At 57.6% G+C, this 16,508-nt stretch carries 13 protein-coding genes; 8 read left to right on the top strand and 5 right to left on the bottom strand.

Annotated features, from left to right (window positions below; genetic code table 11):
• Window positions 1-65 precede the first annotated feature (65 nt).
• From adk to J3362_RS17610, 4 genes are all read left to right on the top strand, one after another.
• A complete protein-coding gene (gene adk / locus J3362_RS17625) occupies window positions 66-719 on the top strand; it encodes an adenylate kinase (protein WP_202347133.1) in 654 nt (217 codons plus the stop codon).
• A 31-nt stretch (window positions 720-750) separates the two neighbouring features.
• Window positions 751-1,446, top strand: a complete 696-nt coding sequence (gene tsaB / locus J3362_RS17620; RefSeq protein WP_349521525.1) for a tRNA (adenosine(37)-N6)-threonylcarbamoyltransferase complex dimerization subunit type 1 TsaB — start codon at window positions 751-753, stop codon at window positions 1,444-1,446.
• Between the two features lie 133 nt (window positions 1,447-1,579).
• Entirely contained in the window at window positions 1,580-1,942 is a 363-nt protein-coding gene (locus tag J3362_RS17615; RefSeq protein ID WP_349521523.1) for a UDP pyrophosphate phosphatase, read from the top strand.
• Window positions 1,942-2,781: a class I SAM-dependent methyltransferase gene (locus J3362_RS17610; protein ID WP_349521521.1), complete on the top strand. Its 840-nt coding sequence runs from the start codon at window positions 1,942-1,944 to the stop codon at window positions 2,779-2,781. Before J3362_RS17615 ends, J3362_RS17610 begins: the two co-directional genes overlap by 1 nt.
• Before the next feature lie 6 nt (window positions 2,782-2,787).
• On the opposite strand, the gene plsB is transcribed toward J3362_RS17610, so the two are convergent.
• Window positions 2,788-5,256 carry a glycerol-3-phosphate 1-O-acyltransferase PlsB gene (plsB, locus tag J3362_RS17605; protein WP_349521519.1) on the bottom strand — a complete coding sequence of 823 codons (2,469 nt, stop codon included), beginning with the start codon at window positions 5,254-5,256 and terminating at the stop codon, window positions 2,788-2,790.
• A 153-nt stretch (window positions 5,257-5,409) separates the two neighbouring features.
• Here plsB and nudC point away from each other — a divergent pair, with 153 nt between their 5' ends.
• Entirely contained in the window at window positions 5,410-6,225 is an 816-nt protein-coding gene (gene nudC / locus J3362_RS17600; RefSeq protein WP_349521517.1) for an NAD(+) diphosphatase, read from the top strand.
• Window positions 6,222-7,085, top strand: coding sequence for a glutamate racemase (gene murI / locus J3362_RS17595; protein ID WP_349521515.1), 864 nt, complete (start codon window positions 6,222-6,224; stop codon window positions 7,083-7,085). The genes nudC and murI overlap by 4 nt, the downstream gene beginning before the upstream one ends.
• Here the strand turns inward: murI and J3362_RS17590 are convergent.
• The 4 genes from J3362_RS17590 to J3362_RS17575 form a co-directional block, all read right to left on the bottom strand.
• Window positions 7,063-8,070 (bottom strand): DUF2156 domain-containing protein, encoded by a 1,008-nt coding sequence (locus J3362_RS17590; RefSeq protein ID WP_349521513.1) that lies wholly within the window; start codon window positions 8,068-8,070, stop codon window positions 7,063-7,065. The two genes, murI and J3362_RS17590, sit on opposite strands and share 23 nt — an antisense overlap.
• Window positions 8,071-8,118: 48 nt before the next feature.
• Window positions 8,119-8,772, bottom strand: a complete 654-nt coding sequence (locus tag J3362_RS17585; RefSeq protein WP_349521736.1) for a class I SAM-dependent methyltransferase — start codon at window positions 8,770-8,772, stop codon at window positions 8,119-8,121.
• A gap of 233 nt (window positions 8,773-9,005) precedes the next feature.
• Window positions 9,006-11,180, bottom strand: a complete 2,175-nt coding sequence (locus tag J3362_RS17580) for a putative bifunctional diguanylate cyclase/phosphodiesterase (protein ID WP_349521511.1) — start codon at window positions 11,178-11,180, stop codon at window positions 9,006-9,008.
• Window positions 11,181-11,204: 24 nt separating this feature from the next.
• The gene (locus tag J3362_RS17575) at window positions 11,205-13,190 is read right to left on the bottom strand and encodes an HDOD domain-containing protein (RefSeq protein WP_349521509.1); all 1,986 of its coding nucleotides are present in this window, start codon (window positions 13,188-13,190) and stop codon (window positions 11,205-11,207) included.
• Window positions 13,191-13,397: 207 nt separating this feature from the next.
• Here J3362_RS17575 and J3362_RS17570 point away from each other — a divergent pair, with 207 nt between their 5' ends.
• Both J3362_RS17570 and J3362_RS17565 read left to right on the top strand, forming a co-directional pair.
• Window positions 13,398-14,723, top strand: coding sequence for a MinD/ParA family ATP-binding protein (locus J3362_RS17570; protein ID WP_349521507.1), 1,326 nt, complete (start codon window positions 13,398-13,400; stop codon window positions 14,721-14,723).
• Between the two features lie 221 nt (window positions 14,724-14,944).
• Window positions 14,945-16,480, top strand: a complete 1,536-nt coding sequence (locus J3362_RS17565) for a fatty acyl-CoA reductase (RefSeq protein WP_349521505.1) — start codon at window positions 14,945-14,947, stop codon at window positions 16,478-16,480.
• Window positions 16,481-16,508: the final 28 nt, after the last annotated feature.

Below are 16,508 nucleotides of genomic sequence, written 5' to 3'. Positions count from 1 at the left end.
CGCAAAGGCACGGGTTTTTGCCACAGCTTTTCAAATGATAATGACTAAAACGGGAGCACAGCGTTATGCGAATCATCATGTTAGGCGCGCCGGGCGCAGGCAAGGGAACTCAGGCCCAGTTCATTACTGAACGGTTTGGTATTCCCCAGATCTCCACCGGTGACATGCTGCGTGCGGCGGTGAAAGCCGAGTCCGAGCTGGGCAAGCAGGTAAAGGAAGTCATGGCAACAGGCGGCCTGGTGTCTGACGACATCATCATTGCGCTGATCGAAGAGCGTATTCAACAGCCTGATTGCAAGAACGGTTTCCTGCTCGACGGCTTCCCGCGGACCATCCCCCAGGCTGAAGCTCTGAAAGACCAGGGAATTGCCATCGACTATGTGGTCGAAATTGCCGTGGATGACGAAGAAATCGTCAGCCGTCTGTCCGGTCGCCGGGTGCATGAGGGAAGCGGTCGTATCTACCACGTGAAATACGATCCGCCCAAGGTCGAGGGTAAGGATGACCAGACCGGAGAGCCGCTGGTTCAACGTGAGGACGACAAGGAAGAGACGGTTCGCAAGCGTCTGAAAATCTACCACGACCAGACTGCACCGCTGGTTGGCTACTACCAGGACTGGGCGTCGAAAGAGCCGGCTGCGGCACCGAAATACGTCCGTGTCGAGGGCGTTGGCAGTCTGGACAGCATTCGCGACCAGATCCTGTCTGAACTCAAATAAATTGGCATCCTGACCTGAGGTTTTCACACCGGTGAAACTGTTGGCACTGGATACGTCATCAGAGGGCTGCTCGGCAGCCCTTCTTGTTGATGGCGAAATCTCTGAACGCTTTGAGCTTGCCCCCAGAGGCCATACCCGGCTATTGATGCCGATGGTGCGGGAGCTTCTGGCGGAGAAGAACCTTGCTCCTGCAGAGCTTGATGCCCTGGCCTTTGCCTGCGGGCCGGGCTCTTTTACCGGTGTCAGGATCGCGACCGGTGTTGTGCAGGGTCTTGCCTGGGGGCTGGACATTCCGGTGGTGCCGGTGTCTTCACTGCAGGCCGTGGCGCTGGGTGCCATGGATGCTCTGGATCCTCACGAGGAAACCGGTATTGCGGTAGCCTTTGATGCCCGCATGGGCGAGGTCTATTGGGGCTGCTTCGCTGCCCGGGCAGGACTGCCTGAGGCGTTGGCTTCGGAACAGGTCTGTCCACCCGAGGCAGTCACACTGCCAGCGGGCCCCGAGCGCTGGTGCGGAGCAGGGCCGGGCTGGCAATACCGCTCCGCCATGCCAGCGGAGGTGTCAGAGCGCGTTGAGCCCGTCGATGAAACCCTGGTGCTGCGAGCAGCCTGGGTTGCGCGCCTGGCGGTGATCGCATTCGGGCAGGGCAAGGCGGTGCCGGCGGAGCAGGCTCAACCTGTCTACATCAGGGATGAAGTGGCCTGGAAAAAACTGCCTGGTCGATAGCGACCCCGGCCGCCCGGTTTGATCCGGGCAAACCGCTTTGGGTAAAAACTGACCAGCTGTCTTTTCTTCCGTGCGATAATCTTCCATACTTCCATCTCACGTTTTCCTGTCATCCGGCCAGCGGTATCTGAACATGATTGGCGGAATTAACCCGGGTAACAATTTCAATTTCCAGACCGGCAACAACAGCCTGGTCAGGGAGCGCAGCGATGCGGCCCGTGCGCCGGCATCAACGCCCGAAAAAACACCTGACGCGGCCCGCCGTGACCTTGCCGATGGCAGTCAGGGTGTTGTCAGCGACCGCAATGCGACCGAGAGCCTCGAGCGGCGTGTAGAAGCCCGTCGTGCGGCTGAAGACGCCCGTCTGGAGCGGTTCCGCGCAGACGAAGTGTCCCTGCCAGCCGCCAGGGCGCTGTCGACCTTTGCCTCTGTCGCCGCAGCCGGCCAGGAAACGGGCGGTAATGGAAGCCTGGCCGGAATTGATATTCTGGTCTGATGCCTGACTCGTCCCCGTCCGCTCCGTACGCCCTCCCTGCGCGTTTCCAGAACATCGTCGCTGTTGCCCGCAGTGCACTGGGTGACCGATTGCAGGCCGATGCTCTTGCCGATTCGCTCGGGGTCCCGAATCTTGGTGTCGTCCGCCCCAGAGACATCCGCGACTTCCCGGTTTTACTATTCCTGGATGAGCAGGGCCTTGGCCTGCAGATGACTGGCAAAGGTGCGCCGGGACCGGTGCGTGCAGAATTCGTGACCGGCAAGATGGGGTATCGGCGGGAGCACGGCGGTGGCGTGGGCCAGTTGGTGGCCAAGGCGGTCGGCTTGCAGAAAACACGGGCCGCATTGCATGTCGTTGATGCGACGGCGGGACTTGGCCAGGATGCCTTTGTGCTTGCCAGCCTTGGCTGCACGGTTACCCTGTTCGAGCGTAACCCGGTCATTCATGCTCTCTTGGCCGATGGTCTTGCGCGCGCAGCCCTGAATGTGGATTGTGCTGCCATTGTCGAGCGCATGCGACTGCTGGAGGGCGGCAGTATTGAATGGCTGGCCCAACCAGGCACCGAGGCGGCGGATGTTGTCTACCTGGACCCGATGTTCCCGCATCGGGACAAGTCGGCCCTGGTAAAAAAGGAAATGCAGGTTTTCCGCACCATCGTAGGAGACGACGAGGATTCCGCACAATTGCTCGCGGCCGCTCTGGAGCGCGCCCGTTACCGGGTGGTGGTCAAGCGGCCCCGTAAGGCATCGGCCATTGAGGGAGCGGAGCCAACCAACCGCATTGAGGGCAAGAGCAGCCGCTACGATGTGTACGCCATCCGGGCGCTGCCACCGCAGTAAATGCCATCAGGCACCCAGCATGGTGACTTGCTGGATTGCCTGTCGCTTCTCGACACTCAGCACTAGGCGGGCATCGTCCGCCACCTCATCCAGCCCCTCCCCGTAGCAGAGCAGGCCATTGTCATCGGTGGTGATAACGCCATTGTTTTGCATATTGGCAATAAAGTTGCGGAACAGGCTCTTGTCGAAAAACTCCGGCGCATTCAGGCCGAACAGGATCGACATCCGCTCGGCCAGCAGCGCGCTCTGTTCTTCCAGTTCGGCGGCGCTGATCTTGCCCGAGCCGTATTTGCGGAGAATGCCCAGAGCGATGTGGTAGCGCTCAACCGTCTGGATGATAAAGCGGGAAAGAACCCTGAGCCTCAGCATGGTCTCGGTGCCTTCCTCGGGTCGACCGATCCTGTCATCGTCCAGGGGCTTCAGCAAGTCATGTTCGATGAGAACGTCAATCCACTGGTTGATGACCTTTCTGGCTTCATCGGGCTGGTATTTCAGGAACAGTTCCGATTGCAGATAGGGGTAGGCTACGCTGGCGAGGAACACGATCTTTTCCCGGCCCAGCGAATCCTTGTTCTCGAACAGGCTGGCAATCAGTGAGGGCAGCGCAAACAGGTGCTGTATGTTGTTCCGGTAATAGGTCATCAGGATTGCGTTGCTGCCTTCAAGAGCAATAATGTCGCCCAGCTTCTGTGGCTGGCGTGTCACCAGGCCCATGCCCTCACAATAGGCGATCCAGTCCGTGCCGGATCCCTCGGGCAGGGTTACCGTTTCCGCATACGGGAAAGCCTTTAGCAGGGCGGCGTACTGGTCCATCAAGCGGATCAACTGGCCCTCGTCCATAGCCAGTCGCTCGGTACCCAGAAGAACCGTGGCAGCCATGCCGATCGGGTTTACGGCAACCGACGCGTTGATGTTCGACGCTACCCGGAATGACAGCTCCGAAACCGCTCTGTTGAGCCACTTCGGACGATACTCGGCGTCGTAGGCCTCGTCGCGCCAGCTACCGTGAACATCGTCCAGAACCTCGGACAGATGAATGGCTTCGCCGAAGTTCACCGCGACGCGACCAAATGAGTTGCTGAGTTTGCGAACGGTTTTGGCAAGACCGAATACGCTTTCTTTTTCCTTTTTCTTGCCGCGAAGTTCGCCCAGATAGGAGCGGCCTTCCATCACCTTTTCATAGCCGATGTACACGGGCACGAACACGATGGGTTTGCGATGATCGCGCAGGAAACTGCGCACGGTCATTGCCAGCATGCCCGGGCGGGGCTGAAGCATACGGCCTGTCCTGCTACGGCCGCCTTCGACGAAGTACTCCACGGAATAGCCCCGGGAGAACATCACGTGCATGTATTCATTGAACACGGTGGCGTACAGCGGGTTGTCCTTGAAACTGCGGCGCATGAAGAACGCTCCGCCGCGGCGCAGGATCGGTCCGACCACGGGCATGTTGAGATTGATGCCAGCGGCGATGTGGGGCGGCATCAGACCGTTCTTGTAAAGTACGTAGGACAGCAGCAGGTAGTCGATGTGTGACCGATGGCAGGGCACATAAACCACGGCATTGTCTTGCGCCACTTCTTTCACCACCCGGATATTGTTGATGGCGATGCCATTGTAGATCCGGTTCCAAAGCCACGATAGCACCACTTCCAGAAACCGGATGGTGACAATGGACATGCTGGCGGCGATTTCGTCGGCGTACTTGTAGGCCTTGGCACGGACTTTCTCCGGCGGGATGTCGTCTCGTGCAGCAGTTTCCCGAATGGCTTCCTTGACTGCCTGGGTCCTTACCAGGCCAGCGACCAGAGTACGGCGGTGGGAAAGGTCGGGGCCCAGCACGGCCTGGCGAACCCGGCGAAAATGCGTCCTCAGAATCCGGGCCAGCTTGCGGTTGGCGCGCTCTTCGCTGCGCCGGTATTCGTCGATCACCTGCTTCAGTGAGAGCGGCTGGTTAAACTGAACGTAGGTGTTGCGGCCATGAACCATGATGATCAGAAACTTCTGAAGCCGGCCGGCGATGGACCAGGTGTCGGACAGCAACAGCTTTACCAGGGACTTTTCCTTGTCCGGAGAGCGGCCCCAGAACAGGGACACAGGAACAATCTGCACGTCCTGGTCCGGATGTTCGAGACCGTAGCGAACCAGGGCCTGAAACTCGTTCGTGGGTGCCGGCGCCTGACGCCCCCTGAAAAAGCCACCGATGCGGCGATAGAGGAAAAAGAAGGAGTGGGACGGGCCGTTCTTCACCGGCAGGGCTTCGGTCGCGCCAGGAAGTCCTGCCCGGATAACTTCCTGCTCCAGAACCAGACGGCTCGACAGCGAGCTGTATTGCAGCACGTAGCAAACCGGTTTGTCGGGATCCAGGGCGAGGGCTTCAACGCTGTTGCCGCTGACATCAGTCCGGACCCAGACAAAGAGTATCTTGCGAAAAAGGGTCAGGATCAGGCTGCGAATGCCCTGGTAAAGACGCATAAATGGCAACTCCGTTGACGAAACAGGTGCCAAGTTTACTTGGTTGAGTTCAGGGCGGAAAGGTGGACCTTTCATTCTTGGCCGGTGCAGCAATGTGGTACATTTCCGGTTGATCTTTCAATAACCCAGTTGATGCATCGAATGGTGATCGCAATGAATCAGTGGATACCGGGCTGGACGACCCGCCGGCCGGAAAACGGCGATCTGATCCTCGCGCTGTCGGGATCGGGTGTGGTCAAGCCCGATAACGGCTGGCTGCACAGTGGCGACAGTCGCCTTTTCCGGGGCGAATTGCCCGATTCAGTATCTCTGGGCAGTTACAATGGCCGCGGTGTATTCGTGACCGAACTGCCGGACACCGGCGTCGGTAATCAGGAAGTTGTACCGCTGCGGGATGCACTCTTGATGGTTGGCGATGCACCGGCGGATATGCTCAGTACCGGCTTTCAGGTCTGGCAGTGGTGGCGCGACCACCGATTCTGCGGCCGCTGCGGCGAGGAAACCGGCTTCCATCCGCGGGAGCGGGCCAAGTGGTGCGAATCCTGTGGCATTCCCTGGTACCCGAGGTTGGCGCCCTGCGTGATTGTCGTCATACGCCGGGATGATCGGCTTCTGCTCGCGAAGTCCTCGCGGGTCAAGAGGCACTTCTACAGCCTCATCGCCGGTTTTGTTGAACCGGGCGAAAGTCTGGAAGGCGCTGTGCACCGTGAAGTGAAAGAGGAGACCGGGCTGGACGTCACCAACATCCGCTACCACGCCTCGCAACCCTGGCCATTCCCCCATCAGCTTATGGTCGGCTTCTTCGCCGATTACGCTGGAGGAGAGCTGGTTCTCCAGGAAGACGAGCTTGCCGATGCAGACTGGTTCCTGCCGGGCGATACGCCACCGGTACCACCGGAAACCACCATTTCTGGCCGATTGATCCGGGCCATGGAAAACGAGATTTCCCGGGGAGGCATTCCGGTTTGAGCGGGCAGTCGCCTCCAAGAGTTCTGGTGTTTGACTCCGGTGTCGGTGGTCTAAGCGTTGCGACCTGCATTCACCGGCAACTGCCGGGACTGGAGATCGTCTATCTGGCAGACAACGCAGGCTTTCCCTATGGCGACAAATCCGAGACGGTTGTGATCGACCGTTGTTGCGGTCTGATCACCAGAGCACTTGAGCTCTACCCGTCAGACGCCATTGTGGTGGCCTGCAATACCGCCAGTACCGTGGTTCTGCCGCATTTACGGGCGATGACGGCGGTGCCGGTTGTGGGGGTGGTGCCGGCCATCAAACCGGCGGCAGCAAAGACCGTGAATCGGCGAATGGGGCTGCTGGCGACACCGGCAACGGTTCGCAGGCCTTATCTCGACAGGCTGGTAGAGGAATTCGCTGGCGATTGCAGGATTGAACGGATTGGCCATCCGGGGCTTGTGCGCTGGGCAGAAGACCTGGTTTCCGGAATCGAGGTTCCGCTTGTCGAGCTGAACGAGGCGATGAGGCCTTTTCAAGAGGCTGGTGTGGACACCGTGGTGCTTGGTTGCACTCATTATCCATTGTTACTGGATAGTCTGAAGGCGAGTCTGCCGTCGGTTCGTTTCTGGGTGGACTCGGGTGAGGCCATTGCCCGACGGGTAGCCTGGCTGCTGGAACAGACCGGGCGGCTTGATGTTGCTCAAGGCGCAGTTGCCGGCGCAGGGAAACAACCTGTGAGTGCTGCGCTGTTTTCGGGGCCGGCACCGAAGGGCATCGCGCCCTTCATGGCGGGCCTTGGCCTGGAGGCCAAACGGGTGAGCGAACACTGGCCGGGAGACCGCCTGGGGGCTACAGCAACCGGGTCAGCTTGAACATGGCGAGAAACTCCAGCGCCGGAATCGACCGTTTGTGACAGCAGTACGTCTTGAACCTCTCCCCCCGGAAACGTGATTTGGTGAATTCCAGGCCTTTGAAGTTGTAAAGGAAGTTGCCCTTCTCATAGAGGCCGTGCAGCAGGCCTTTCAGCAACCGACTCTCCTGATGCTCTGTTGCCGGATCCAGTGACAGGGGAATCAGCCCGAGATCAAGGTAGGGCACGCCTTCCGCCTTGAAAACGTCCATCGCATGGGCCATCAGGGTATAGAAAATCCCCTGGCGGAAATCGGCGTTGGCCCGGGAAATGTTGGGCACATAGCTGATGATCTCGTTGTTGCGATAGATCGGGTCAAAATAGATAAACCCAACGGCCTTGCCGTCCTGATACGCGTAGAAATGCCGTTCGTTTTCGCGATAGTCCATTTCCATGGGGCGGATCAGAAAGCGGATTTCATTGCTCTTGCATTTGCGGGTTCGTATCCAGGCCTCGGATATTTCACGGGTGTGATCGTCACTGAACCGCTCTTTCACCGTAATCCCGTTTTTTTCTGCCTGGTTCAAAGCGGTTCGCAAGATCTGTTTTTTCTTTCCGCTGAGTGACCAGCGGCCCAGATCGATGCGGGATTCGCTGCCAAACTGGGTGCCGTAGAGACCAAATCGCAGGTGCAGGAAATCGACGACGGGTTTGGAAACCTGGATGTAACTGGCGTTCGGAAAGCGTTGATGGAAGCTCTCCAGCAGGTTGCCAAAGTCTTCCGGAGCACAAACAGGATCCGAAAGCACGAAGGTGGCACCCCATTTACGCATGTAGGCGATATACCCCATGCCCGGCACATCGAAATACTGCATACCCGGTTGGAGCGTTGAAAACGACTGGGAATGGGTACCGTACTTCTTCAGAAAACCGACCCGCTCGGTAAACGTGAATGAGCCGCTCTCAAGTGTGCCAACCCTGTCCAGTGCGAGTATCTGATCCGACATGCTGCTGCTCCCTGATTATTTTTGTTGGGTGACTCTCTAGCGAAGTCCTCAGGCCTGCTTGCGTCCGAGAATGGACCAGTAGCAGTTCATGTTCAGAAGCTTGAAGTGCTTCTTGTCCGTGACCTGAAGCCCCAGCCGCTGCATGTGCTCGGGATAGTTGTAGATTTTGTGGAAGGCATTGTTGGCGAATAGCCAGAAAATGAAGACCGCCATGTACCAGTAAAGCTTCTTGAACATTCTGGAAAGCAGGTTGCCAGTGGGGTAGGAAAAGTCACCAACAACGACCCGGGCGTCGGCTTTGCCCAGCCGTATCAGATGCTCGAGGACCCGGACCATCATGTCTTCATCGAACACGTTCAGGAAGAAGTTGGCCACGACCATGTCGTACTGCTCGAACTCATCCACTTTCATGATGTCGCTATGGATGCGCCGGATCGTGAGTTGTGGTGCCTCTTTTTCCTGAGCTTCGGCAAACTTGCGCAGCATGGTTTCGGACAAATCGACCACGGTCACCTCTGCGCCCAGCTCAGCCGCTCGAATGGCGTCCCGGCCATGGCCAACTCCGGCAAACAGAATTCTGTCTCCGGGCCGGACGGTTTCCACATCCAGCATGGCGGTTTTGCAGCGGTGAATATTCTTGCCGCTATAGAGATTGCTCAGGAAATCGTAGAGAGGACCAATGTACTTGTACTTGTCGCGCATGATGACTGCTGCCTGTTCTTGTCCCTTGGATGCTGTCACCGTTTTTGTCGTTATTGGCCCGAGAATGTCGGACATTCCGGTAATCAGCGCCTATGGATTCGAGCTTAGAGAACAGGGTGGGAGAAATATGTGCAGTAATGCGCATTTCAGGATACACAAAGTAACGTACTGCAATACTTTGCAAACCCGATCGCGGTTTTATATCGGAGTGTCTGACAATCAATAATCGTATTTCAGAATGAGGCAGCTTTAGCCCTGGTGGTTCCGAGGGTTCTGGAAATCTCGGCGGCGGGTCTGGCAGGACCGTAGAAGAAGCCCTGAACCTGGTGGCAACCCAGGCTCCGCAGGTAGTCCAGTTGCTCGTCGGTTTCCACGCCCTCAGCAACGATCTCCAGCTTGAGTCCATGGGCCATGGCGACAATGGCGTTTACGATGCACGCACCATCGTCGCCACTGCGGATGGCTTTCACGAAAGACTGGTCGACTTTGAGGGTGTGAATGGGTAGGCGATGCAGGTAATTCAGTGACGAATAGCCTGTGCCGAAATCGTCGATCGCTATCCGGACACCCAGAGCTGCCAGTTCCCGGAGTTTCTGGGAAATCTGTTCCAGATCGTTCATGATCACATTTTCAGTGATTTCGATTTCCAGATTGCCGGCCGGGAAGTTGTGGGCCTTTACCTGCTGCATCAAAGTTTCTACAAACCGCGGATGCTCAACCTGACTGGGGGACAGGTTGACGGCCAATCGGAGGTGGGTGTGTCCCTCCTGGATCCAGCGACCGACATCCTGGCAGGCCTGGTCGAGAACACGTTCACTGAGCTGGCCTATCAGTTTGGTTTCCTCCGCCAGGGGCAAGAAGTCTCTCGGGTATAGGAGTCCCCGCTCCGGGTGCTGCCAGCGAACCAGGGCCTCAAGACCCACAACCCGGTTGGTTGTGGAGCACACCTGGGGTTGGTAGAAAACCCTTAACTCGTCCCGTTCCAGAGCCAGGCGCAGATCCCGCTCCAGATTAAGCCGGTTGGCGGTATCGATACTCATGCTGTCGGAATAGAACCGGTAACCGTCTTTGCCCTTGCCTTTGACATGGTACATGGCAATGTCGGCGTTCTGGATCAACTGGTCCATGGATTCGCCGGCTTCCGGGAAGATGGCGATACCGATACTCACACCGACAAACACCTCGTGATCACCCAGTTGGAAGGGAGCACGGAGGGCGTCAATAAGCTTTTTTGCGATTTGCCTGGCATCGTCGTGATTGTGGATGGAGGGCAGCAAAAGGGTAAATTCGTCGCCACCGAACCTGGAAAGGGTGTCGCCCTTGCGCAGGCATTTCTCGAGCCGGTGGGTCACTGCCTGCAACAGCCGATCTCCCATCGCGTGGCCGAGGGTGTCGTTGATGACCTTGAAACGGTCAAGGTCCAGAAACATGACCGCCAGTTTCTGGCCACCGCGGTTGGCGTGGGTGATTGCCAGCTCGAGTCGGTCCTTGAAAAGCGCGCGGTTAGGCAGTCGCGTCAGAAGGTCATGGTAGGCCTGGAAATTTATGAAGGCTTCGGCTTCCTTCCGCTCGGTAACATCTCGGGCCGTGCCGTAATAGCGTGCACCGTTGCCGTTGCCGCCCCCCTGGGTGGTCCCGGAGTGGGGCCAGGTTTGCGGATCGATGGGAAAGGCGGTTATCTCGAAATGACGGGTGGCTCGACGGCTGCCACGGGTTTTCAGGCGGACTTCCAGGGTTCGTGGGTTATCTGCAGTGATGTTTGGCCCCTTCAGGGCCAGTGTTCCGCGGGTCACGTCCCGGTCGTCAAGAATGTGCCGGAAGTGCTGGCCACACAGTTCCGCCGGCTGGTAGCCGAGCAGGCTCTCAACCTTGCTGTTCACAAAGCAAAAGTGGCCGTCCTGATCAAGCATGAACACGATGTCGGGAGAGCTGTTAACAATGTAACGATGCAGGGCTTCGGATTTTTCCAGCCGCATCTGGATATGTTCGTGGGCTTCGAGAAGTGACTTTTTTCCGATCACGCTCTCAACGGTGGCCAGCAGTTCCTCAGGATCGAAGGGTTTACGGATGTAGTCCAGGGCGCCCCGCCGCAGTGCGCGGCTCACGGCACTGAACGAGCTTTCGCCGCTGACTACGATCACGCCGCAATCTGGCTGCCCGTTGGCAAGATGGGCCATAACGTCGAAACCTGTGACCTCGGGCATCCGGAGATCCAGCAAGGCCAGATCGAACGATTGCTGGTCGATCAGCTCGCAGGCTTTTCGGCCCCCGTGAGCTTCCGCAACATCATAACCGCGGCTACGCAGCAGCGAAGCCAGGGTCTTCAGCAGGCGGGGTTCGTCATCCGCTACTAGTATCCGTGCCGTTAACCCGTGACTGAAAGGCTGATCAGTGTGTTCAGGTGCCATCGGTCTGTGTCCGTTGTTTCTGCGTCAGTCGGTCTCATTCTTTTTGTGGCTGGCCGCTGGAAGCAGAACCCTGAAGGTGGTTCCTTTCTGCCCCGTGCGACAAGCAATGATGCCCTCCATGTCATCAACGAGCTGTTTCACAATGCTCAGGCCCAAACCGCTGTGGCCCTCTCCCTTTGTGGTTTTCACCGGTGAAAACAGGGCGTCCCTGACTTCACCGGGTATTCCTCTACCTGTGTCCGAAATTTCCAGTTCAACCCAGGTGCGATGATTCTGCCAAACCGGGGAAGACGTCCGTATTTCAACCGTGCCGCCCTCATCCGCGAGGCTCTCTGCCGCGTTTCGAACCAGATTGATCACAATCTGGCGAATCCTCGTGGGGCCAGCCTCAACCCGCGTTTGCTCGCTGCAAAGCGATAGCCGGAGGCTGCGGCTATCGGAGCTGAACAGACTATCTTCAAGGATACGAGCCAGACTTTCCAGTTCGGCGTTGAGCTCAACTCCGTCATCGCCCTGATCCACGGTGTCAGTATGGCTCATTTGCAGTAAAAGGTTGCCGGCCCGATCCAGCTCATCCCGGATCACGTCCAGCTCCTGCTGGACACCGGCATCTTCAAGCCTGCCTCGCAGCTGGTAAATATACTGTCGGATAATGGTCAGCGGGTTGCTGACTTCGTGAACCTGTTTGCGCAGCCGGTCGCGGGCGATTTCCTGATCCAGCCCCTCTGTACCAGCTTCGGCGTTGGTTTGGCCCGGCGCCCGGTCTGCCAATACCGAAGCCAACTGAGCCGTGAAGATATCAGCCAGTTCCAGGGTTGTCGGCAGATGCTCGTTGTCTGTGCCCAGAGCGAAGACGCCAGGGCAGCTGCCGCCACTGTTAACCGGTACTGCGAGTATGGATGGCGTATGGAGCAGTGACAGCAACTGTCGGTCGAGTACTGTCGGGGATCGATCACCCAGGCTGACTGGCAGGCCAGAAATGAAGGCTTCCGTAAGAACGCTGCCGCCTGGCTTGGCGGTTACCGCAAGGTCGGGGATGTCGCCAATGGTCCCGGACAGGAGCACAAGGTTTTCGCCGGCGTGCCCAAAGCACAGCGCCGGCAGGCCGGTGATCAGCGTGAGACTGTTGACCGTCTCGGCGAGAATGTCTTCTGTTTCTCCGGTCAGATCGGCGAGGTTGATCGCCTGGTTTGCCATGGCCTGGCGCAGAATAGTCTGTTTCAGCTGTCGCGAAGCGCTCTCGCCGCAGTAATCCTCATCCAGCGGAATCCCCAACGATGCAGCCATACCCGAGACTTCGTGGGTTATGCGGCGATTTATCTCCCGGGTGAGCTCCTCGTTCAGCCCGAATACCGTGCCTGCCGCTGCAATGCCGGCGGCATCGGATAGAGCAAGCCGGGTGGCCAGGCTGATCAGCTTTACCAGATGTCCGGCATCCCGTAGCTCCGAGGGCAGTGCCTGCTGATAGCGCATGGCATCGGCTGCCATCGGTCCGAGGCCCCAGGAGGCCACGAGTTCGGCGGCGATGTCGGACTGATGATCAAGATAGTGTTGCTTCGCTTCGGTGGCTGGCGTTTTAATAGCGATCAGCTCGCCGATGTTGTGAAGCATGCCCAGCATGAAGGCTTCGTCAGGCTCCGGGTAACGGGTCAGCGTTGCCAGGGCCCGGGCGGTCAACGCGGTGGTCAGGGAATGTCGCCAGAAATCTCTGAGTTGTTGCCATTCCTCACCGCCCAGTTCGAACAGCAGTTGGCGCAGGGCTGCGGTCAGCACCAGGGTGTGAAAACGTCGGGTGCCGAGTCTCAGGAGGGCCTGGTCGACGGAGCGGATCGGAGTAGAAGGGCCGTAAAGTGCGGAATTGGCCAGTGCCAGTATACGAGCTACCAACGCGGTATCGGCAGAGACAATTTCGCTGATTTGTCGGTAGCTCTCGTCCTGATGACAAGCATCGAGCGCCCGCAAGGTGACTTCCGGGAGACTCGGTAGCTGTAAATCAGGCGCAATGTGCATAGGCTTACCTGCCGTGCGGCGAAACAAGTCATTAACTGACGGAGCGTTCATTCTTATTGTCCGAAAAGAGCTTAGACAATAATCCGTCGTTATTAAATACTTATTGCTCTTTTTTTAAGCAATATATTATCTGATTCGTGATATGTGTAGAATTTTTACAGGTTAAAATACAGAAAACCGAAAAATCAGGGACCTAGATTACCGGTGATGAACGCCAGAGAACCTGTCAAGCACAATCCGAACCAACCTCGCACCATTGCCATTACGGGTGGTAAGGGCGGGGTGGGCAAGACCTCGGTCGCCCTGAATCTCGCGCTTACCCTCGCAAGGCAGGATAACCGAGTTCTGTTGCTGGATGGCGACACGGACCTGGCCAACGTCAGCATCATGGTTGGGCTTTATCCGAGAAAAACCCTCGCCAATGTGATGGCCGGAGAGTGTCGTCTGGAGGACATCATCCTTGAGACCGACTACGGCCTGAACATTGTTCCGGGGGCATCCGGTGTGCAGGAATGCATGGATATGGGGCCAACGGAGAGCCTTCGCATACTGCGGGCACTGTATAACCTGGAAAACCGCTACGATTACGTCATTACCGACACCGCTGCCGGTCTGCAGGCCGCCGGGCTGCATATGATTGCCGCGACAGAGCTGGCCTGCATGGTGGTGACCCCGGACCCCGCGTCCCTGACCGACGCCTTCTCACTGATCAAGGTTCTCCGGCGCAGGGGGTATAACCGGATTCCGAGCATTCTGGTGAATATGGCCCAGGGCGCCAGTCAGGCACGGTCCGTGTTCCAGCGCCTGGACGCCGCTGCCCAGCGCCACCTGGGAATCTCGCTCCACTACATGGGCGGGATCTGGCGTGACGAGACCCTTCGCCAGTCGGTTCTCAACCAGAAGCCGGTCGCGCTTCTGCCTGTTTCAGACCCTTCGTGCCGCCAGTTTCATACCCTCGCGGATATGCTTGATGTGCGGCTGTCCCAGTTGCCGAGACGAAAGGCTGGCATTGCAGCCTACTGGCACAAGGTGTCCAAAAGAGGATCCGAGAACCCGCTCAAAACAGTGAACAAGCCGGGGCCCGGAACCGAAAGTGAGGCTCAGACCCTGAAAGATCGGTGCCTGCAGGCCGTGGGTGAGATTGAGTCCGTTTTCAATGCAGGTCCGATCGATCCGATGCTGCGTTATGAAGCATTTACCCGTCTTTTTGCACTGCTGGGGAGCACGTTGGACAGTGATGCCATCGAGATTGTGCAGACCGGTCTCGGGTCGTTCCAGTGGGAGAGTCTCAGCCCCGAGCGAAAGAATCATCTGGCCATTCATCTTCGCGAGCTGGCGGACCAGATTTCACCCCTCGAACGCAAAGCGAAGCCCTCCGAGCCGACCCAATCCGTGCTCCGCGAGCCGTTTTACGATCGCATCAGCTTTGGTGAGCAGGATCGTCTGGTGCGCGTACTGAAGGAGCAGCCTGCAGATATCTCGCTGGATCAGCTTCTGCGATCTCTTTCGGGCAATGATCAGGGCGGCTCCTGATAAGCAGAAATACCCACCTTTTTTTCCGTCATTTTTTTTACACTTTTTGTAGCGTAAGTTTGCTGTGTGTCACCGCTCTGTCACCAAAGTTGTGCAAGGATTGAGCATAAATCTGAATCGTGGCCCGCAATATGCACAGGTTGTTTTGAAGCTGATTCGCAAACTTACCTTTTGTTGGCAGGTGTTCGCCGACAACGAATTGAAATGAGAAGGAGTTCTCCATGGCAACACAGCAGCTGAATCCCGAGGCGTCATCAAAAGTACTTGAGCGACTCCGGGGCAAGCAGGTTCTGATCACCGGCACCACCGGCTTTCTCGGCAAGGTGGTTCTGGAAAAGCTCATTCGCGCCGTCCCGGACATTGGCGGCATTCATCTGCTGATCCGTGGAAACAAACGCCATCCCGATGCGCGAGATCGTTTTTTTGAGGAGATCGCCACGTCGTCAGTCTTCGATCGTCTGCGTCAGGACGACAACGAGGCTTTCGAAACCTTCATTGAAGAGCGTGTGCATTGCGTAACCGGGGAAGTGACCGAGCCTTTGTTTGGTCTGGCCGCTGACCGTTTCCGCAAACTGGCCGGAGGCATCGATGTGGTTGTCAACTCCGCCGCCAGTGTGAACTTCCGGGAAGAGCTCGATAAAGCGCTTGCCATCAATACCCGTTGCCTCGATAACGTCGCCGAGCTTGCCCGACAGAACAAGTCGCTGGCGGTGCTTCAGGTCTCGACCTGTTATGTAAACGGTATGAATTCCGGACAGATCACGGAGACCGTGATCAAGCCGGCAGGTGAATCCATTCCCCGGAGCACGGAAGGCTACTATGAGATCGAGGAACTTGTCCGGCTGCTGGAAGACAAGATAGCGGACGTGCGTTCCCGCTACTCCGGCAAGGCACTGGAAAAGAAACTGGTGGACCTTGGTATCCGTGAAGCCAACCATTACGGTTGGAGCGATACCTATACCTTTACCAAGTGGCTGGGTGAGCAACTCCTGCTCAAGGCCCTGTCCGGGCGGGCACTGACCATTGTGCGCCCATCCATTATTGAAAGTGCACTGGAGGAACCCGCGCCAGGCTGGATCGAAGGTGTGAAGGTGGCTGATGCCATTATCCTCGCTTATGCCCGCGAAAAGGTTACGCTCTTCCCTGGCAAACGCGCTGGCGTCATTGATGTTATTCCCGTGGATCTGGTGGCCAATGCCATCATCCTGGCGGCGGCCGAAGTCGTTGCTGATTCGCCGCGTCACCGGATTTACCAGTGTTGCAGTGGCAGCTCCAACCCGGTTTCCCTCGGGCAGTTTATTGACCATCTTATGGCGGAATCCAAAGCCAACTTCGCCGAATACGATCAGCTTTTCTACCGGCAGCCGACCAAACCCTTCATTGCAGTCAACCGCCGGCTGTTCGATGCCGTTGTGGGCGGGGTGCGCATTCCACTGAGTATTACCGGGAAGGTTTTGCGCATGCTGGGCCAGAATCGCGAGTTGAAAGTGCTCCGGAATCTGGACACGACCCGCTCTCTGGCCACCATTTTCGGTTTCTACACCGCGCCGGACTACATCTTCCGGAACGACGACCTATTGGCCCTGGCCTCTAGAATGGGCGAACTGGACAAGGTGCTGTTTCCGGTAGACGCACGCCAGATTGACTGGTCTGTTTATCTGCGCAAGATCCACCTGGCAGGACTCAACCGCTACGCCCTCAAGGAGCGCAAGGTGTACAGCCTGCGCTCAGCCAAGGCTCGTAAAAAGGCGGCATGAATCCAGAGCCCGGTCGCGAAGACCGGGC

Source organism: Marinobacter sp. NFXS11 (assembly GCF_040148675.1).
Classification (GTDB): Bacteria; Pseudomonadota; Gammaproteobacteria; order Pseudomonadales; family Oleiphilaceae; genus Marinobacter.
The sequence above is the reverse complement of the archived record's forward strand: the minus strand, read 5'-3'. Positions and strand labels throughout refer to the sequence as shown.